The organism is Erwinia billingiae Eb661, from assembly GCF_000196615.1.
Taxonomy (GTDB): Bacteria; Pseudomonadota; Gammaproteobacteria; order Enterobacterales; family Enterobacteriaceae; genus Erwinia; species Erwinia billingiae.
Window position 1 is genome coordinate 16880 of record NC_014305.1, and the last position, 19954, is coordinate 36833.

Annotated in this window: 16 protein-coding genes and 3 pseudogenes; 10 read left to right on the top strand and 9 right to left on the bottom strand. The window is 52.7% G+C overall.

Going from position 1 to position 19954, the window contains the following annotated elements; all coding sequences use genetic code 11:
* Positions 1–291: 291 nt before the first annotated feature.
* Both EBC_RS00655 and EBC_RS00660 read left to right on the top strand, forming a co-directional pair.
* Complete coding sequence (locus EBC_RS00655) at positions 292–891, top strand: hypothetical protein (protein WP_013199846.1); 600 nt, start codon at positions 292–294, stop codon at positions 889–891.
* A 75-nt stretch (positions 892–966) separates the two neighbouring features.
* Entirely contained in the window at positions 967–1212 is a 246-nt protein-coding gene (locus EBC_RS00660; protein WP_013199847.1) for a YgdI/YgdR family lipoprotein, read from the top strand.
* Positions 1213–1562: 350 nt separating this feature from the next.
* Here EBC_RS00660 and hemH read toward each other — a convergent pair whose 3' ends face one another.
* Together hemH and EBC_RS00670 are read right to left on the bottom strand one after the other, a co-directional pair.
* Positions 1563–2534, bottom strand: coding sequence for a ferrochelatase (gene hemH / locus EBC_RS00665; protein ID WP_013199848.1), 972 nt, complete (start codon positions 2532–2534; stop codon positions 1563–1565).
* A 461-nt stretch (positions 2535–2995) separates the two neighbouring features.
* Complete coding sequence (locus tag EBC_RS00670) at positions 2996–4237, bottom strand: cation:proton antiporter (RefSeq protein WP_013199850.1); 1242 nt, start codon at positions 4235–4237, stop codon at positions 2996–2998.
* Between the two features lie 135 nt (positions 4238–4372).
* On the opposite strand from EBC_RS00670, the pseudogene EBC_RS24885 reads away from it, so the two are divergent.
* Together EBC_RS24885 and EBC_RS00675 are read left to right on the top strand one after the other, a co-directional pair.
* Positions 4373–4606 (top strand): annotated as a pseudogene (locus tag EBC_RS24885) (hypothetical protein); the annotation flags it as partial.
* A gap of 445 nt (positions 4607–5051) precedes the next feature.
* Entirely contained in the window at positions 5052–5735 is a 684-nt protein-coding gene (locus EBC_RS00675; RefSeq protein WP_013199852.1) for a haloacid dehalogenase type II, read from the top strand.
* A gap of 148 nt (positions 5736–5883) precedes the next feature.
* On the opposite strand, the pseudogene EBC_RS00680 reads toward EBC_RS00675, so the two are convergent.
* Both EBC_RS00680 and EBC_RS00685 read right to left on the bottom strand, forming a co-directional pair.
* A pseudogene (locus EBC_RS00680) lies at positions 5884–7147 on the bottom strand (DUF2254 domain-containing protein).
* Between the two features lie 14 nt (positions 7148–7161).
* Positions 7162–8283 carry a putative bifunctional diguanylate cyclase/phosphodiesterase gene (locus EBC_RS00685; protein WP_013199856.1) on the bottom strand — a complete coding sequence of 374 codons (1122 nt, stop codon included), beginning with the start codon at positions 8281–8283 and terminating at the stop codon, positions 7162–7164.
* On the opposite strand from EBC_RS00685, the pseudogene EBC_RS00690 reads away from it, so the two are divergent.
* Positions 8267–8839 (top strand): annotated as a pseudogene (locus EBC_RS00690) (EAL domain-containing protein); the annotation flags it as partial. The gene EBC_RS00685 and the pseudogene EBC_RS00690 overlap by 17 nt on opposite strands.
* A gap of 718 nt (positions 8840–9557) precedes the next feature.
* Here the strand turns inward: EBC_RS00690 and EBC_RS00700 are convergent.
* Positions 9558–9956: a VOC family protein gene (locus EBC_RS00700; protein ID WP_013199860.1), complete on the bottom strand. Its 399-nt coding sequence runs from the start codon at positions 9954–9956 to the stop codon at positions 9558–9560.
* Positions 9957–10013: 57 nt separating this feature from the next.
* Positions 10014–10277, bottom strand: a complete 264-nt coding sequence (locus tag EBC_RS00705) for a transcriptional regulator (protein WP_013199861.1) — start codon at positions 10275–10277, stop codon at positions 10014–10016.
* Positions 10278–10762: 485 nt separating this feature from the next.
* On the opposite strand from EBC_RS00705, the gene EBC_RS26070 reads away from it, so the two are divergent.
* Positions 10763–11623, top strand: coding sequence for a GAF domain-containing protein (locus EBC_RS26070; RefSeq protein ID WP_013199862.1), 861 nt, complete (start codon positions 10763–10765; stop codon positions 11621–11623).
* The gene (locus EBC_RS26075) at positions 11599–12522 is read left to right on the top strand and encodes an EAL domain-containing protein (RefSeq protein WP_231853655.1); all 924 of its coding nucleotides are present in this window, start codon (positions 11599–11601) and stop codon (positions 12520–12522) included. The genes EBC_RS26070 and EBC_RS26075 overlap by 25 nt, the downstream gene beginning before the upstream one ends.
* A gap of 30 nt (positions 12523–12552) precedes the next feature.
* Here the strand turns inward: EBC_RS26075 and EBC_RS00715 are convergent, their stop codons facing one another.
* Positions 12553–14142 (bottom strand): sensor domain-containing diguanylate cyclase, encoded by a 1590-nt coding sequence (locus EBC_RS00715; RefSeq protein WP_013199864.1) that lies wholly within the window; start codon positions 14140–14142, stop codon positions 12553–12555.
* A gap of 287 nt (positions 14143–14429) precedes the next feature.
* Here EBC_RS00715 and EBC_RS00725 point away from each other — a divergent pair, with 287 nt between their 5' ends.
* Complete coding sequence (locus EBC_RS00725) at positions 14430–14714, top strand: hypothetical protein (protein ID WP_143991592.1); 285 nt, start codon at positions 14430–14432, stop codon at positions 14712–14714.
* A gap of 61 nt (positions 14715–14775) precedes the next feature.
* Positions 14776–16548, top strand: a complete 1773-nt coding sequence (locus tag EBC_RS00730) for a putative bifunctional diguanylate cyclase/phosphodiesterase (RefSeq protein ID WP_013199867.1) — start codon at positions 14776–14778, stop codon at positions 16546–16548.
* Between the two features lie 81 nt (positions 16549–16629).
* On the opposite strand, the gene EBC_RS25370 is transcribed toward EBC_RS00730, so the two are convergent.
* Positions 16630–17085 carry a hypothetical protein gene (locus tag EBC_RS25370; protein ID WP_013199868.1) on the bottom strand — a complete coding sequence of 152 codons (456 nt, stop codon included), beginning with the start codon at positions 17083–17085 and terminating at the stop codon, positions 16630–16632.
* 28 nt (positions 17086–17113) lie between these two features.
* Positions 17114–17500, bottom strand: coding sequence for a hypothetical protein (locus EBC_RS00745; protein WP_013199869.1), 387 nt, complete (start codon positions 17498–17500; stop codon positions 17114–17116).
* 531 nt (positions 17501–18031) lie between these two features.
* On the opposite strand from EBC_RS00745, the gene EBC_RS00750 reads away from it, so the two are divergent.
* Positions 18032–19693 carry a methyl-accepting chemotaxis protein gene (locus tag EBC_RS00750; RefSeq protein ID WP_013199870.1) on the top strand — a complete coding sequence of 554 codons (1662 nt, stop codon included), beginning with the start codon at positions 18032–18034 and terminating at the stop codon, positions 19691–19693.
* Positions 19694–19954: the final 261 nt, after the last annotated feature.

Here is a 19954-nt window from a genome sequence, read left to right on the forward strand (position 1 = left end):
GGATCATTGCCTGAAACATACTTTTCCGGTCAGGGTCTGTAATTACGGAAACTGGATACCTGCATCGACATGTTTAACGTGGCAGAATTACCCATGCCATCATATTTCTAACGCCCGCTCCTCGCTCAAAGCGGACCAGTCACATCAGCATGTCTGTTCCGTGCCAGCAGCAGGTATTGGTTTATAAATCCTTGTTATTCATAACCATATAGGTATTGTAAGGCAGTTCAAAATTCGAAAGACAGGTGATAAATCTCCAGAGCTTTTACCTTTTAAGAATAAGGATTCGATATGTATAAGCGCTGTGCTTCTCTACTTTTAGTTTCAATGATGGCTGTACCTCTGGCCAAGGGGGCTAACCTGCGTGCTGATGATGTAACCAAATTTGATATTGCCGGCGTAAAAACCGGCATGGATTATGGTGAGTCCGTAAAGGCCATCACTGAGCACTTTCATGTGCCAGCAGCATCGCTCGACGTTGATAAATACCAAGCTGTAAATGTGGTAACAGGCGATAAGCAGCCACAGTATGTTTCTTACGAAAAAGATGGCGTCAAGCTGCTTGTGCACTTTGAAGGCCGTGTTCCACCAGATCCAAACCATGCGCTGGTTGTGTCCCAGATTTCTTACGAGGTGCCCTACTCCACTGAGAATAAAAATGCCATGGCTACTGCCGCCGTTAAAAAATACGGTGTCCAGTCAAACGCGCCTTACACACCGATGGTCTGGTGCAACACTCCCGGCAAGATGGCAACAATGGCATGCGGCCCCAGTCCAGAGCAACCGGTTCTGAAATTATCAGGCACGTCCCTGGAATTGAATGATCCCTCATGGACGAATGCGCGTATTAAATTGATAAACAGCAAGCAAGCCCGCACACCCGGCTTCTGAACGTGGTCGAGGCCGCCAGATATCCTTCAGGTGGCTAAAAGCTAGAAGTGGACGGGATTTATCAAATGAAGATAAATGACAGTCATCAAAAGGGCTTGTGATTTTATCAGGCGCGTGACGAAAAGAAATGCCCATCAGCATGGCAGGCTGGAAGTCAGTGACGGAAAACCGCATGAAGATGCTAAGACCGGTCTGATTGCGTATACCGATGCGAACGGGACAAAGCAGCAAATCAATACAAGTGTAGTGAAATCAATGATTGAGATTGGACACTGCCCCGGCCTCTTAATCAGCAGCCTCACGGTGAGGTCAGTGCCGTAGGGCTGCTCCTCACCTTAATCACGCATTCTGTCCTTTCCTGGGATGTACAGCGATACGCTTCAATGGCGTGTTTACGCTGTTTGGAGAAAACAGACTGAGTACCGGCATTCCAGGAATGGGTAGACCTTGTTCATATCTGGAATAATAACGGTGCGCCGTTCCGATTATGTCTGATGGAGACGTAAGAAATGAGTATGGTTATGGTGTTTTTGACAGAGGGGGAATTTCTGATGGGGATAAGCTGGTCAGAATAATAAGAAATCCTGACCGAATTAGCCTAATGAAGCCCATTTCAGCTTTCACTGATAATAATGACTTCCGCAACGGCCTTGCTCAGAAGTGTGTGAACATCATGACTGAAATCGATTACCGTTCACCAGTTGTCGCAGCATCTCGATATGAACCGGCTTATCATTGAGCGCAGGTATGTAAGTAAACGAGGTACCTCCTGCATGCATAAAGATCTCTCTGTTCTGTTCATCAAGTTCTTCAAGTGTTTCTAAACAGTCTGATGCAAAACCCGGGCTGATTACATGCAGGTTTTTTACTCCCTGGTTCGGCAGATTTTTAATTGTCTCATCGGTAAAAGGCATTAACCATGGCTCTCTGCCAAATCTGGACTGGAACGTCATGACTATTTTCAATGACGGCATATTGATGGCTTCAGTGAGTAATTTTGTCGTTAACTCACATCTTTGCTGGTATCGGTCACCCTCTTTGCAAAACCTGACTGGTATACCATGATATGAAACCAACAATGCATCCGGAACGCCGTTAGTCTCAAAAGAAGTCCTGACGGATGTTCTTAACGCCTCAATGTAGGCAGGGTGATCGGCATAGTCATTGACGAAGTTTATAGCCGGAGTATATCGGTTCTTCATGGTTTGCAGATGACCGCTCACGCTGTCCCAGACAGAAGAGACGGTAGAAGATGAAAACTGTGGATACAAAGGTATGACGATTATTTTATCGACGCCTTTCTTCAGTAGCCTGTCAATAGCGCCACCTATTGCCGGTTCCCCATAACTCATTCCCAACTCGACGGGCATGCCTGTCGCTTCTTCGAGCGCACGTGCTTGCCTGAGGCTGTAAACCATGAGGGGGGAGCCTTCGTCCATCCAAATCGAAGAATATAATTTCGCCACTCGCTTTGCGCGCAAGGGGATAATTACGCCATGAAGAATGGGGCACCAAATTATTCTCGGTAAGTCGACTACTCTGTAGTCGTGCAGAAATTTTGATAAAAATTTCTTTACCGCAACCGCCGTTGGTTCTTTTGGTGTTCCAAGGTTAACAATCAAAACACCCTGTTTATTCGTCATTAGCTGGGACCTCTAAAACCCATAGAAAATAGCTTCAACAATGTAGCACACTCATGGCTTTGAATATCCTCAGTAGTGATCGTGTCTACGAAACTTTCTGACAACAGCCGTATCATTGGCCAAAAAAAACCGCTTCAGAAATCACGTATCCGGGAAATGCGTTCCGGACCCGGGCATTAAGGAGAAAAAGGCGATTTGACGATGTTTAAAAGGGCTCTGGACAGTAAACTTCGGGGCTGTAATTTGGTGAAGCTGAAGGTTTCTGATGTAGCCTACGGGCAATCAGGATACTTTGATCTACAGGTATCACAGCTAAGAAAGCAGCCAAAAAATGGCTTTTAAACAGATAATTCTTTAGCGTGATTATTTTCACGTTTGGCCCTCGAACCCCGTGATCAATATGACTGACAATCCGGTCAGTTATGACACAAACCTTAATCGGCCACATGTGTGCTGCATTCCTATGGACCAGAACAGGGGATCACACGTTTGACCAGTTTGCCAATTGACATTCCCTGGATCAAGATCGAAAAAACCACTACCAGGTAAGTCAGTGAGACGACAATATTGCGAGCCTCGCCGGGCGGTAGTGATAGGGCAAGCGCCACTGATATGCCGCCGCGCAAGCCACCCCATGTCAATACACTCCAAGCACCTTCAGGTAAACGAAATCGCTGTCCGAGCAGCGCAATCGGAACGCCAACCGTCAGTAAGCGCGACAACAATGTCAGCATGATGACCATCAGCCCAGTTGTTATTAGGGGATAGGAGAACTGGATCAACACCACTTCGAGACCGATCAGCACAAACAACACCGCATTCAGAATTTCATCAATCAACTCCCAGAACATGTCGACGTTTCTTTCAGTCTCATCGGACATTGCATAGGAACGCGCCTGGTTTCCAACAATCAGGCCCATGACAACCATCGCCAAAGGACCGGAGACGTGCAATTGAGTGGCCAGTGCGTAGCCACCCAGCACAGCGGCCAGAGTGATGAGCACTTCTTCTTGATAGCTGTCGATGCTCTTGAGCATTTGATAGATAATATATCCGATAACAACACCCATCAGGGCACCACCACCGGCTTCCTTAAGAAGCAGCATTGATGCACCAGTAACCGAGGGAGATTCACCGCTGGCGATCATCGACAGGATCAACGAAAACAGGACGACGCTGACGCCATCGTTGAACAGAGACTCTCCAGAAATCACCACCTCGACGCTCTTGGGAGCACCGGCAGACTTCAGAATCCCCATCACGGCAATAGGATCCGTGGGCGATATGAGTGCGCCAAAAATCAGACAGTAGGACAGTGGCAGATCCAGGCTTGTCAGGGACAACAATCCCCAGAGACCAAAGCCTATGAACAGGGTTGACACGATCGTACCCACCAGTGCCAGGGATGCGATCTGCCACCGATAAGTACGCAGTTGCGACAAATCGACATGCAGGGCACCGGCAAACAGCAGCAAGGACAACATACCCTGCATAAGCAACTCGGAGAAGTCGATGGATTCAACTAGCGACTGCTCGAGGGTATGCAACGCATGGAAGCCGAGCGTGTCAGAAGCCATGTTCAGCAACGACAAGCCTAAGGCAATACCCATAACCCCAATAGCTGATGGCAGGCCGACGAACCGACGATTGAAGAAAGCGAGAACTGCTGTGATACAGAGAAATAGCGCAATAATGTTCAGCATCTGCCTGAGAGTTCCTTTTGCAAGGCGGGTGAATGTGCTGTCAGTGTACTAGCAACCTTTACTGCTTGACCGGATTAGTTGCAAAAGAAATCTCAGCATCGCTTTCATCTGTTTTATGAATGGAGCAGGATTTTGGGTCAGGGTCATTTGCTGGGAATTAGTAATCGAGGCAACAAAAAAATCCTAACTTTGTTGGTTCAGTGCGCCGGGGTATTCATACAAAAACTGGAGCACCAGTCTGGTAAATTGTCCGATCGGGTAAGGAATCTACCGTGCAGGAAAAGCAACTTTGTCGTCACTTGTGATCCGGCAAACCAGCTGGCCAGAATAGCCTGGGCACAGACGGCACGACAGCAAACTTATGAAGCATCACGGCAAAAATACACCGGTTTAACGAATCACTCATCTGGTTTTGCGAATGCTGATATTGATGATACTAACGACCCACCGGGCTGTTGAGGAACCTGTAAAACGAAAAGGCTCATTGAAGCCGTATATTTTCTGGAGGTTCATCAGTCGCGGGAAGGAAATCCCATTCAGGCGCCGGATAGATTCAGGCAGGCCAACTTATCGTCAAAATCGGTGTTGCAAAAACGGAAATGACCATAGATTCCGCTTTCCAGACGGCCCCCTTGGAGCGGTCACAGCATCCGCGTGGGCGGCGTGCCTGGAGAGCATTACCGCTCAGCCTGAACCTGCCTACGTGCTCATATCTGTCAGACAGTCTGCACCCATGGCGACCTTATAAAGTTGAAACTTTGAAACAAGTTGCCCTCCCTCACCTACACTCAAATGAAAAAATACCGGAGCAAAAATGAAAAATAACGAGCGGATTATCGTATTTGACGTGAATGAAACGCTGTTGGATATAGAAGTACTGAATCCATTTTTCCACAGGAATTTTGGTGATGAACGCATCATGCGCCAGTGGTTTTCTGAGTTGATCATCTATTCGCAGTCACTCACCCTCAGTGGTCGCTACACGCCATTTGGTCAGCTCGCCATAGCCGTACTGCGGATGGTTGCCGACATCAGGTCTGTCACACTTGCCGTGAGCACCGTTGAGGAGTTCAGGGGGCTGATGGCAACCCTTCCACCGCATCCCGATGTGCTCCCCGCCCTGGAACTATTAAAAGCGGCAGGTTTTCACCTGACATCCCTTACTAATTCATCGGCACAGGAGGGCAGGAAGGTGCTTGAGAAATCAGGGCTGGCACATTATTTCGAACATCAGTTTTCCGTTGAGGAGAGCAAACGTTTCAAACCAGCCCCTGAGGTTTACCGCGACGTGTGCAATTTTCTCCAGGTTGACGCCAGCTCACTGCGCCTGGTGGCTGCTCACACCTGGGACATTATTGGTGCCATGTCATCCGGCTGGAAAGGGGCGCTCGTCACCCGTACGGGCAATGCCGCACTGGAAGTGGTTGAGCAACCTGATATCACCGGAAAAGACCTTCTGACCGTTGCTGAACGCATAATCTGCACCGACGTGACCTGATCAGCATCCCCAAAGACCAAAGACGGGAGACTGATTTGATTTCGCCGGTTTACAAACATGTTCAGAACTGTGTTCGTGCCTGACCGGCAGGGTCGGGCCGGCCAGTCCAGCATTTATATTTATCCCGCATACGTCCTGGGGATTAGCGCTACGCACATTCATCTTCTTTCCCTGAGACTATCTGTTCCAGACATTTTATTTCCTTTTCCAGGCCAAGACTCATCCTGGCTCGCTCCAGCGCACGGCAAGACTGTTGGCGAGCAGGAATGGAATAGGTAAGAGGGGTCATTTTTTCCAGGGTCTTTAATGCCTTCTGCAGACGGATTTGCACCTCAATAATGGCTGCGCCATCGCGTGCGATGGGATTAAATACGTCATTAAGCAGATCCCGGGTTTCGAGTGGTTTTATGAAAAGCTGAGGATAATCAACCGCAGCCGACTGCTGATATTGAGTATCCCAGATGGCAAGTAACCTCACGGCACGCCCAATGACATCAATGGCCGTACCCGGATCATTAACCGCCGGTGACAGCGCCCGCGATGCGATTTCAGACAGTACGCTCAGGCCGAAGCGTGGATCCTGATCGAAGGACCGCTCTGCGTCTACGGTGAAGCAGTTGATGAGACGGGACTCGTCATAAGTGTCAGGCGTGGGAACCAGCCATAGCAGCGGTGTTGCGGGATCAACAAAGGCCCCGGGCTGACACGGTATATAAATTTCGCAACCCATGGCGGAGGCATACGCAGACAGCGCGGGCATGTCTATGTGCTGAATATAGCCAATTTCTTTATTGTGGACAGGCCGGCGGTTTCCCGGAAGGGTGATGTGCCGGCCCCAGGGGGTACCACCAAGATAAGGGTTATTCTGTCGGTGTGTGAGTGCCGCGTGCGTTGCTAACTCCACCCGTTCAGTCGTTTCGCCCATGCGCCCAAAATGCGCCAGATACTGTATCCAGCGCAGAAGAGTAAGCACAATCAACACAATCACTGCCAGGGTAACAATGAATAAGACAACACGGCCCTGTTCACCGTATGCCCCCCATCCCCAGGGCAACAATTCCCACGAGGCTGAACAGGAAAGAACCGATGAACGTGGCCAGCACGTTTTGGGTTGTGCTGTCCTCTACCAACAGTCGGGTAGCACGCGGGGTGACGCTGGCGCTTGCAGCACTGTAGGCCGATACCATTATGTTCAGTGAGAAAGTCGTAACCGCCAGCATACTGGATGCAAGGATCGCCAGAATTTTATCAACCGCCCCGGCACCAATCAATCCGGATAATGAATCGGGAATATATGACTTGAGGCTGATGGACACCAGCGCCGTAGCGACCGCGAGAATTGCATAAAGCGAAGCGCGGAACCACAGCTTCCGGGTTAACTGATGGATTAACCACTGCCATTTCGATGTCATCAGTATTCCTTGTTTTAAAATGAACGAAGCGTAGTTGCATAATAATACCCTCTTTCAGCAAGGAGAATGCCATCCACATCCGTACTCTCCGTGCCACAGATGAGCGCCTCAAAAGCCTGAGCGCTCAGAGGGAGACACAGACCACTTCCCTGGATAATATCGCAGCCTGCCAGGGTGACAAATTTACGCTGTGCGTTATCCTCCACGCCTTCGGCTGACACGTTGATACCAAGACTTTTACCGAGAGCAGCAATGCCCCTGAACATCATGCGTACCCGCATACTGGTATGCAGCTGGAGAGTTAAAGTCTTGTCAATTTTAAGACCAGACAAGAAACCCTGCCGGAGCATGCTTATCGCTCCCACGGCGCGCCCGTAATGGTCAATGATAAAACTGGCTCCCGTCATCCTGACCGCCTCAAAGCGCTCGGGGGTCTCCTGGATAAGTGTCGTCAGCAGCGATTCGTCAATTTCAAAATCCACATAATCCGCAAACCCTCCTGCGCTGTCGTACAGGATTTCCTCAAGGCCTGTGGTGGAAATCTGGCGGGGGAACAGATTAATGCTGACGCGCAGTGACGGGAGGTGAAGCTGCCACTGGCGGACCTGTCTGAGTGCATTTCGGATGATCCACTCGCCGAGTGTGACTGACAGTGGGATTTTGATCAGCAGGTCAATGAATTGAGCCGGCAGCAGCAAGCCGCGAACAGGATGTTGCCATCGTACTAACGCCTCGCACCCGATGATGCTCGCACCTGTCGCGCTGTAACGGGGCTGGTAGTGCAGCACAAACTGGTGCTCGCGTACCGCAGTTTCAAGCTCACGTTCAAAGCGCCGCCGGTTCAGCTCCTCCTCGCGGAATGCCTGCATAAAAAGTACGTACTGACCTTTGCCGCGGCCCTTTGCTCGGTAAAGTGCCAGGTCGGCTGCTGACATAACCGAAGAGGGGTCCTGCCCGTGCTCTGGAAAGATGGTGATGCCCGTACTGGCGCCCACGCTCACCGGCAAGTTCTGATAGTGGAATGGCGTCTGTACTGCCGTAATCAGCCTCTCAGCCGTGTCGGCCGCCTCAGTAATTCCCCCGGATAAAAGAACTATAAACTCATCGCCACCGAGGCGGGTAACGGACCGCACCATTGCGCGCCTTGTCCGGCTGCAACACAGTTGCATTCAACTTCCCTTGACGATTAACATCAGCAGCCGGGACTTTTCCCGCGAGGGATTTGCTGATGCGCTCGAAGCGAAAATGATTAACGCACGGCTTCCCACCTCGCTGCTGGGTATCGAATGCCTGGAGACGGAACGCATCCTTGAAAGTCCGGCCGCCCTGCAGGGCCTGGAAATGCTCAGGCTGCGCGGTTTTGGCATTTCGCTGGATGATTTCGGCACCGGCTACAGCAACATCAGTTATCTGCGACGGATGCCGCTGGACGTCATCAAGCTTGACCGTACGCTCATCAGTGAAATATCGTCCGACACAGCTTCGCGTATTATTGCCCGCAGCATCATTGCGATGCTGAAAGAGCTCGATTACACGGTGCTCGCCGAAGGCGTGGAGGACGTGGAGACGGCGAAAATGCTTACCGGTTTCGGGTGCGATCAGGCGCAGGGATATTTCTTCGCCAGGCCGCTGCCGGAGGCCGGTCTGGATGAGTGGTTGTCGGGCATACCTGACGGGCTGTGCTGGCGGTGAAGGCATCCCGTTTTATGGATGCCACGAACTCACTATTTCAGCTTTGTGAGCGCAGCCTGGTAATAATGGCCGCGGTCACGTTCAGGTAACGTCAAAAAATCAACAGTGGAGAATAGCTATGGACGACGCAGATCTGTCACAGGAGACTGAGGCTGCATTTATCTCAAACGCCCTTTCCGCGCGAAAACCCGCGCTGAAGAGTCCGGACGGTAAATGCCTCTGGTGCCGGGATGAACCGGTCGTTGCCGGCACGGCTTTCTGCTGCGCTGAATGCGGGGAAGATTACGCCAGGCACGAGCGGCAGATGAAGCAGGGTCACCGCTCAAAAAAATATCCTTCCGATCCGTCAGAGACTTAGGGAATATTATGGTGACACGCCGCCAGACTCACCTCAGGATAACTCAGGTTGTACTGACTTATTGCGCATGCCTGAAGGGATCGCGCGGTAACACGCGTGCGTCACTTAACTGAAATCATCCGCGCAGCGTGAAAAAATTGACATACCACTGATTTGTCATATGCTTAAGTAGCCTCATAGTAAGCTCCTTTAACCCGTGTGTAGCGGTTTTTTTTATTTCTGGCTTACCGTTTTTATGAAATATAACTGCCGCTGGTTTTCGGCTCGGCGACCGGCCCTTTTTTTCAAAAAAATCCGCCCCGAACACTGACAGTTAAAAATCATTTTCCGTGCCTTTCGACATCGTCTGTTAACGCCCTGTCAGACGGGACCTTCACCTTCAGGGGCCGTATTGCAGAAAAAAGCGATTTTATTGCCCGCGGGATCCCTCAGATACGCCATATAGAAAATCCTGTTCTGCCGCGCCCGCGCGCCCGGCCTTCCGGCATGGCTTCCGCCCGTGCGTAAGCCGGCAGTATAAATCGCGTTAACGCAGCGTCGTGACTGTACCTGTATCGCGGGCATCCCACCATTCCCGGCTACCGCTTCACCACCATTCCACGGACGTGAAATACAGAGCGTCACGCCGCCCGTGGGAGGGTAAAAGAAGATCTGGTCTCCGGCTATTACCTGCAGATAGCCTGCGGGGGACAGCACCGCATCGTAAAAGAGCCCTGATGCGGCCACATTTCTTGCAGAAATATACAGATAGCTGAGCATCCCTGAACCTTAGCGCCTGCAAAAAATAGAGTAATCCTCTCTTTTCCTGAACGGTTCTCATTTTCGTGGAGTAAGCGTCAGGTAAGGATGCCTCCCTGCCAGCAGCAGAAGATATTCGTATTCTTTCTGACGCAGGGGCGCGGGCAGCGTACCTGATATCTCTTTAGTTTGCCAGACGCGCAGGCTGTACCCGAAGGACTCTGCGGCCTCCTCCTGCGTGAGGCCGGCCGCCTTACGCAGTTCCCTGACATTATCTGCCACCGTGATCGGTGCTGACGTTGCGTTTCTACCCAAAATACCCCCTTTACCCTGCACATCCATCACCCGGAGGTGAATGGTTCCGAACACACCTCATCAGGTAAACTTAACAATGCAGCGGTTAATGTCAAGGCGCGCTGGTCTGAGCCTGCAGGCTGTCAATCATATTGCGGCATACTCTGCGTTTTTTTCATTTACATCGGGATATATAATGAAAAGCCCATAGCTGAATATATAAACGTTCCAGCCGGGAATTTTAGCGCTTACAGCTGGTAATTTGTATTAACACAACATTACCCTGACGTTATTTTATTCCCTCGCGAAGGGAAATATAATGCCCTCAACCAGTAACTTTAGCGTTATTTTTTATCCGGGTGTATTTTAACTGGCAGAATTAACAGAGTTTAATGTAAGTATCCAGGCCGCTTATGGTTAGCTAACTTCAGCCGCACTTGATTATTTCCCCCTCTTGCAGTGATTAAATCATTCACTCCGTTTTTATTATATATTCCTCTTTTTCTGGCGTAACACGCCGGCCGGGGACAGCAATGTCATACAATTCAGATGCCAGTGAGAGGCACGTTTCGGACGTGCTGACGATGATGAAGGCCCCGGACGAGGGTCGCGACGAAATTCTGGGGCAATTTGTCAGACTGGCCGCCCAGCGACTGGGTATTCCCGGGAGCTTCGTTTCCGTGGTCGATGATGAACAGCAGACCATTATGGCTGCCCATAATTTCGGCCTGAAAACTTCCTCGCGACAGAACGCGTTCTGTCGCCACGTTATCGACAGCGGTAGCCCACTTGTGGTCTGTGACACGCTGCTGGATCCGGATTTTGTCCACCATCCGCTGACCACCGGCGCGCCCTTTATCCGCTTTTACGCCGGCGTACCGCTCAGGCACCCTGACGGCTTCATTCCCGGCACGCTGTGCGTGACCGATACCCGGCCTCATCCTTTCCCGGCGCAGCAGGTGCAACGCCTTGGCCTTCTGGCTGAAATGGTGATGTCATTCCTGTATACCTGGCACGGCGCAGGCCTCACGGATGCCGTGACCGGGCTGCCCGACAGGCAGCGACTCGTCCGTGATTTACAGCTGCTTGCCTCACAGGGCGACGTGAGGCCACGGCGCCTGGTGCTGATCGACTGCCTAGAGATGTCGCGCGCCCGCGACCTTGTTGGCTCACTCGGTGCCGGTGCGGTTGAGAGGCTGCTGCGCGATATCGCCATGCTTCTCCCGCTGCGGCTCAGGCCCGCAAAAGAAGAGCGCCTTTATGCGTTTTCAGCGGGACGGTTTGCCCTGCTCACGCTCGAGGGAGGCAGGCTGAGCGCGGGGCGGGTTTCCGCGCTACTGCACGGCATCAGCGCCATCCGGGGGGCAATATGTCGCTGGAGCTCTCACCCGTGACGGGAGAAAGCGTCTTCACGCCGGGGCCGCGGGCCGGGCAGATGGCCATTGCACAGGCCATGACGGCTTTAACGGAGGCCATCACCCGCGGAGTCCCGGCCATACCCTCCGGCCGCCAGGGACAGGGCATGTCATCCTTTTTGCCGGGGCCTGAAGAGCTGGCTGACGTCGTGCGTACGGGCGACGGGCTTTCACTGTTGTTCCGGCCAAGGTTCTCCATGGAGACCGGCCGGCCCGTGGCGCTGGAGGCCCGCGTTGAATGGGACCATCCGCAGCAGGGGACGCTCTCTCCCGGGGTCCTCATCACCTGCGGTATTTCACCCGTTTTTCTCCACCTGCTGACGGAGTGGACCCTGAATCAGGTTATTACACAGCTGCAGCGCTGGCACGGCACCTGCATCACCCTCCCGGTCTCTGTACTGGTCAGTGAACACGACATTGCCATGCCCGGCTTTGCCTCTGCGCTTAAGCGCAGCATGAAGAGGGCGCGCCTGCCGCTTTTCCTGCTTAATATTGACTGTCTTACTCCGGAAAGCCTGGCTGATAATCCTGCTGCACTGTCGGGGCTCGGCAGGCTCAGACAGCACGGGTTTACCGTGTCACTGGATGGTCTGAACGGCGCATCAGGCGATCTGGGTTATCTTACGCGGCTGCCCCCGGGCGTCGTGATTTTTCCTCCCGCGCTCTGGTGCGAGTTGTCCCCGGACACCGCTTCGCGTATCCGGATCCGCGGTATTATCAGAATGCTGGAGGGTCAGGATTACCGGGTCCTCAGTCCCGGAGGAGAACGGGCGGACGACGGGGATACCCTGAACGGCTACTTTTCCGGGCGTGCGCTGCCCGCAGAAGCGTTACAGAGCTGGCTTTACTGGAAGCTCCGCGACAGCTGCCGGCGGTAATAAACCGGCCTCACTGGCTGTCACTGGCTGTCACTGGCTGTCACTGGCGTTGACTATCATCCCCTCCGGGGTGCTGATGATGACAATATTCCTGCCTGCCCCTTTGGCTTCATAAAGTGCCATATCGGCCTGACGGAAGAGCCCTTCCGTACTGCTGCCCTGTACATCAATGAGTGCCGCAACCCCGGCTGACACGGTGATCTGTCCGGCATAAGGGAATACCGAGGTTTCAACAAGGTGACGGATACGTTCCGCCGTGGCCGCCGCGTCAGGCAGTTGGGTATCCGGCAGAAAAATCACGAACTCTTCCCCTCCGGACCGGCTCACAATATCACTGCTCCGGCAGGCGGACCGGAGCAGGCCTGCAAGGCTTATCAGGACGGCATCACCCGCATCGTGCCCCAGCCTGTCGTTTATTTTTTTAAAATGGTCGATATCAACGGCAATGGCGCAGTGACTGTGTGTACGGGCATGCTGTCTGATAAATGTTGTAAATCCCCGGCGGTTCAGCAGTCCGGTCAGCGGGTCGGTACGGGTTTCATCGGTCAGGGAGGAGACCTGGTTTATCATCATCTGCAGATGATGATAAACCGCCTCACGCAGCCTGACGGCCTCTGTATACCAGGCATTTATCTGCGGCAGGGCCCGCAGCGTGGCACCGCTGTCAGGGGTGTTAATGGACTGCGCGAGTTTTTCCAGGGGTGAAGATATGCGGGCGGCAAACAGTATGACCAGGCAGCCCACCAGAATCACGATCAGCAGGATAAACCACACTGCCTTTCTGGCCGTATTCAGAAGAATGGATGTGGCGTCGTCCGCGGTACTGTAAACAAAGATGTTCCAGTCGGTCCTGTGCAGCGAGGCATACCCCAGAAGGTATTCCTGGCCGTCACTTGTGAGCAGATATTTCCCGCTTTCTGACAGGCCGAGCTGTCTTTTCAGTTCGGGACTGATGTCCAGCACGCGGCCAACTTTTTCGGGATCGTGGCTGAAGATAATACTTCCTTCATTGCTGACGATGCTGATATCGGCTCCCCGGGTAAAGAAGTGCAGGCTGAGAATGTCGCTCAGCATGCCCTGCTTTTTCAGGTAAATGCTGCCGCCAACGTATCCAAGATAGTCTCCTGCCAGACTGAAAACCGGCTGCGAAATGAAAATGATATAATTGCCTGCGGCGGAGGTGAATGGCCGGGAAATGAATGGCTTTCGTGACGCCAGCGCCTGCCGGCTGGCCGGTGAATTCAGCGTGTCCCCGACCAGACCGAGACTTTCCGGCGAGGCTGCCGCCACTACCGCATCCGGCTTTACCACCAGTACCGAATTGAAAAAACCGGACTGCAGGCGCAGGCGATCTGCCTCCTGACGTAGCTGCTGCACGTTGCTGAAGTCTTTGATAAGGCCGGCGCTGAAAGCCAGCTCGCGCTGCGCGGTGAAAAGGTAGCGATCGGTGGTGTCAGAAAGCTTGCGGGCATATGCGATGTTACTGTCCAGCAGGCGGTCTTCGATGTTGGCTTTCTGGAAGAACCACAGGCTGCCTAGGAGAAGGACGGACGTCATGAGGATCCCCCCCAGCGACAGGATAACAAGCAGCGTGCGCAGGGTTATCGTATTTTTGTTCATCAGTGGCGTCCGTGATTCTGGTCAGTCCGGGCAGAATGCCCCCCCTGAACGGCGTGAGAAGGCTCCGGAAGAAGCGCTCAGGAATGGCGTGCTTACAAGGAAAGGCAGGGAAATAATTTTACCGGTCGGGTGCCTGAGCGCTGCGGGTTATCTTCCTGTCACCAACATGGTATACAGGAACGGGTATACCGTCCTGATTTTTTATAAGCTTATTATGATTTCCATTGTAATGAAGTCAGCTTCAGGGAAATGACTCATATACCCATGTGGGTGATGAAGAGGTAAGTATGGAAAAGTACGTAGCGATGCACCGTACGCTGGCAGCACGCTTTGAGAGCATCATGCCGATGCTGACGCAGGTGATGAGTGCGGAGTACCATGACCCGGACGTATTCGTGAATAATTACGGCCTGTTGTTCGCCCTGCAGCAGGAGGGAGCCCGTAGCCTGAAAGACGACGAGTTTGACGCCTGGCTGCGTATTAACGATCCTGACCTGCGTATGAATATTGTGGCCACAGGCATTGGCATCCGTATTTTTGAAAATCTGCTGAACAACTATGCCCGAAAGTAAGCGGGCCTGATTATACCCGGCCAGAACCGGACCCTGACTCCCGTATTGCCTGGAGGAAAAAATGCTTGTGAACCTGAGCGGCGACGAAGCGCGACGGCTTGATGCCATTACGGTGCTGCGCACGCCGGACGAAAATCGTGATGAAGTTCTCGGTAAGTTCGTCATGCTGGCCACGCAGGCCCTGGGCATGCAGGGAAGTTTCATTTCAGTGCTGGATGAACGTTATCAGTACATTACAGCATCCCGGAATATCCCCGTGCGCCGGGTACCCAGAAAAGATGCGTTCTGTCGCTTTGTCATGGAACGCGGTGAAACCGTGGTTATTCCTGACATGCTGACCGATGCGCGTTCTTCAGGGCATCCGCTTGTGCAGGGCGAGCCTTACGCCCGTTTTTATGCCGGTGCCCCGCTGCGTAACGCCGGAGGGGTGCTGCTGGGCACATTCTGTGTCACGGATACGCGTCCGCACGCTTTCTCACCCGCTCAGCGAGACATTCTTGAGCAGATGGCCGGGCTGGTGATGGCGTTTCTGGAAACCTGGCACTCTGCAGCCTTCACTGACCCGACAACGGGGCTGCCTAACCACCAGGGGCTGATGCGGGAGTTGCAGCACAGGGCCACGACAGCGGACAGCCTGCGGCTGACCGTCATTGAGTGTATTGACGTGCCCAAAGCTTATGACCTGGCACGTTCGCTGGGTATGCCGCCGGTGGAAGCTCTGCTGAAGGAAACAGGGGACCTGCTTCGCCTGCGGCTCGCGCTGCAGCCGGAGGAACGGCTGTACGCACTTGCTCCGGGACGTTATGCCATTCTGACAGGGGAACAGAGCCCGTTAACCCTGTCCTCCTTGTGCACCCGACTGCAGAACGTCACGGCGCTTATTGAAGAGGGTATTGCTGTTGACCTGACGATAAATGTCGGACAGGTAAGTTTCAGTCCTGCCGAAGTCTCCGGACAGGAGGGCCTGCGCCGGGCCGTCAGCGCGCTGCACGAAGCCATTTCCTCCGGCAACCGGGCTGAGAGCTTTGATCCATGTACTGACGAACGCCGTAACAACGAGTTCAGGCTGATGCATGACCTTGCGGCAGCACTGCACGATGGTACGGGACTTTATCTGGTTTATCAGCCCAAAATATCCCTTGCGACGGACAGTCTGACCGGCCTTGAGGCCCTGATCCGCTGGCGGCACCCGACAAGAGGCAACCTCACGCCAGATGCTTTCCTGCCAGCCGCTGCACGTACCCGGCTTCACGCTGAACTGGCAGACTGGGTTATCCGGAGCGTCACGGCACAGCTCGTACGCTGGAAGGACGCCGGCCGTGCCGTACCGGTATCCGTTAACCTCAGTGAAAGCGATTTTTCGCGCAGTGACTTTGCCGAAACGCTTTATGAGCGTCTGCTGCAGGCGGGTCTTGCTCCTGAAATGCTGGAAATTGAATGCCTTGAAACAGAAAAAATTATGGGAAAAGAAGGCGCGGTTGAGGCACTTTCGGCGCTGCGCGCCCGGGGGTTCCGGATAGCACTCGATGACTTTGGCGCGGGCTACAGCAACGTCAGCTACCTGCACCGGATGCCACTGGACGTTATCAAACTTGACCGCGTGCTGGTCAGGGATATCGTCACGGACGGCCGCAGCCGTATTATCGCCACGAATATTATCCGTATGCTTAAGGAGCTTAGTTATACGGTGGTGGCGGAAGGTGTTGAGGACCGGGCAACGGCAGAGGCTCTGACAGTGGCCGGGTGTGACCAGGCTCAGGGGTATTATTTTTCACGGCCGCTTGCGGTTGCAGACATCACGCGTCTGCTGACGCGGACACTCCCCCGTGACTGAAGGGTTCAGGTATTTTGTACAGAAGTTATCCACCGTTTTTGTGGATAACTTAAGCATGTCTGGACATTTCAGCCGTACCGGTCACCTGCACGCTGCCGGCACGCTGTCATACCAGGCTGCCAGTGCACGGGCATCAAAATCAGGCCCCCTGCGGCCGAACGTCAGTTTCCCCGGGTGGTCTGCCAGCATGCGTCTCAGCAGCGCACGCGGCGCGGCGGCATAAGCAATATTAACAGACTGCCCCTCCGGCCCGCCGGTTATCCAGCGCGTACCGGCAGCACCTGATACGGTCAGGATGTCAGGACTGATGCTCCCGGACGGTACGGCAAGAGAAATGAACAGCGAATTCCCGTCCATGCAGTTCATTCTCAACAAGGCCCGTGCGTCTGAAGAAACAAGCGTGATCCCTGCAGGCTGCGGGTCCTGCACGTCTGCCCTGACCTGGAACAACAGGGTAAAAAGTATCATCCCGCTGAGTGCAGGTGAGTACCTGATTACCCGGGATAATGCCCGGCGCGCGTTAACATGAAGTTTCATAAGCCGCACACCTCACGAGCCTGCATCATCAGTGCCTTAACAGCGGCCCGGGCGGGGGCGGGGAACGTTCTCCCTGAGGACTGACGGCGCAGGCAACCACGCCATCAAACCGGATGCCAAGCACCGGTCCCCCTGACGCTTCAAGCAAAACGAAATCAACGCGGCCAAGCCGGGTTACCTGCTGACGAAAGCACGTACTGAGCCGGACGCTGCCCCCAGTAACGCGGGTAAATGCATGCATGACGCGGTTGTTATTCAGTATCCTGTGCAGTTCTGATGAGTCTGTATTTACCGGTCTGACCGGCTCGTTCTCAGCGTCAAGAAAGGCTTCAAGCAGACAGTACAGGTCATCGTTGTCGTGGCCGGTATCAAACGCCTCGTTAAGCAGTAGGGTATAGGAACGCAGATCGAACATATGACTCCGGATTGAAGAAGTAGCCCGTAACTAACCTGTGGACTTACAGGCCCGTCAATAAGTCTGGAACATAATTCAGTCAGGCCGGTAAAAGCGTTCAGCCAGAGCCGCAGTATGTCACATATGAGGAAATGAAGTGAGATGGACGTACCATTTCAGTGCCGTTCTTTCTCACAAAGGATAAGCGTCTTCAGGTGGGAGCCCGTAATACCAGGCCTGAATGGCCGGTTCATCAAGCCAGAATGTAAGAGATCCATGGTTGTGGCCAGTTTGGATATCGAAAATTATTGTACTATAAGGGCTTCCCCGGCATGTCAAAGCCGGTATTTATGGTTTCTGTCTGCTCTTCAGTAAAAATAAAGGCTTGGACTGGCAATTTCAGAGAGTGCCAATTACTATCCAGAATCTATGGATATGGAGATAGAATTTAGCTAACTATTTTTCACCTTCAGCCGATAGTGCTATGTGTTCATGCATAGTTTGCGTTGTACAGCCCTCAACTCACGGCAACATATCAGGTGGAAACGATAAATGACAATTACACAGCGGCTGTTCCTGACTTTTTCTCTTCTTTCAGCCTCTCTTATCACTTTAGTCTTTGTTTCCGTTATGATCGTGACTGGGTTTCAGTCACGCTTTCAGTACGTTCAAAGCAATACCGTGCCTTCAATTATCGATATCGGAAAAATGGTGGATGGCAGTAACCAGTTACTTATCTGGATGTACAGGCACCAGAGTGCGACAGACCCGGGCAGGCAGGCCGAGGTTGAAAAACAACTAGGCGAACAGCTGAATAATCTGAAGTCTCTCAATCAGTTCTATCTCGATAATGATGTTTCAAGTGAAGAAGACAGGCGCATGACCGAAGCGGGGTTCGCCACGATACAGGTTATTCAGAACAAGCTACCTACCTTCCTGAAAGCATCCCAGCAGCAGAATGATGCGATTTCGCTCAGTGAAATTCAGGGCAGCAACGGAGCAGGTGCCGCTGCCCGTAGCCTCATTGCAGGTTACAAAAAGCAGCTGCAACTCAACGTGGACATTGGTGAAGGGCTAAAAAATCAGAATACCCGCGTCTATCAGGCCACGTTCTGGGGCATGATTTCGGGTGCTTCGATTCTAATTCTCATCCTTGGATTCTTCGCCATTAAGACTATAGCCGGTATACGCAGAAGCCTTAACGCTATGCGTTCCACGATGGAGCAGGCCAGTTCACGTCTGGATCTGACCCTGCGGGCGGATGACTCGCGTAAAGACGAAATAGGGCTGACGGCACAAGCATTCAATAATTTGGTGGCGAATGTTGCTTCTTCACTGTTATCCGTAAGCTCTTCCTCTCAGTCCGTCAGCACGGCCTCTTCACAGATTTCGGCGGGAAATGAGGACCTCTCAGCCAGAACGGAAGAACAGGCGGCTTCGCTTGAGCAAACGGCAGCCAGCATGTCAGAACTGAGTGAGACGGTACGTCAGACCGCTGAAAATACCGGCATGGCAAGCCAATTATCGCAGAATGCCCGCAAGCTCTCAGAAGACAGCTCTGTAAAGGTAGGCGCCATGATGGGGACGATGTCTGATATCAGGAACAGCTCTGCCAAAATCACCGATATTATCTCGCTGATTGAAGGTATTGCATTTCAGACCAACATTCTCGCCCTGAATGCGGCTGTAGAAGCTGCACGGGCCGGGGAGCAGGGACGCGGGTTTGCCGTGGTTGCCGGTGAAGTGCGCAATCTTGCCCAGCGATCCTCGGCTTCAGCTCGTGAAATAAAAGAATTGATTGAGTCATCAATAAAATTCGTGGAGAAAGGGGCAGGTCAGGCAGATGAGGTTGGACAGAATATGGGTGATATGAACGAGGCCATTAGTCAGGTGGCAGATTTGGTGAATGAGATAGCCGCTGCAGCGCACGAGCAGATGCAGGGCATTGGCCAGGTTCACCAGGCAGTTAACCAGATGGATGACGTGACCCAGCAGAATGCGACACTCGTTCAGGAAGCCTCTGCCGCCTCGCATTCACTGATGGAGCAGGCCACCGTTCTTAACGAGCTGGTAGCCACTTTTGTCATTAAAGTACCGTCAGAATTGAAATCCAAAGATGCGATTAGTGCTTCCGGGGTGAAATTATCACCTTCGCACGGGACGACTGTGAAGAAAAAGACAGCAGGCCTTGAGGAAAACTGGAAAAGTTTCTGAAAAATTATAAAAATAGCAGTGAGGCACTGACATTCAGATAATGTGCCTCACGCCATGCAAAATGTCTGACGTCAGTGGCATAATCACACCAGAACCATTATTTCCTCCACTTCAGCGCCAAAGTGATTGGATGCCATAAAATTAACAAAATGTGGTGCAGCGCATGGATTATTCCTGTTGCGGGCCGATAACAGTAATGACAGCACATAAAATGCAGCGCCAGAGAAACAACAGCAACCCATAAGACCTTGCTCTGCCAGG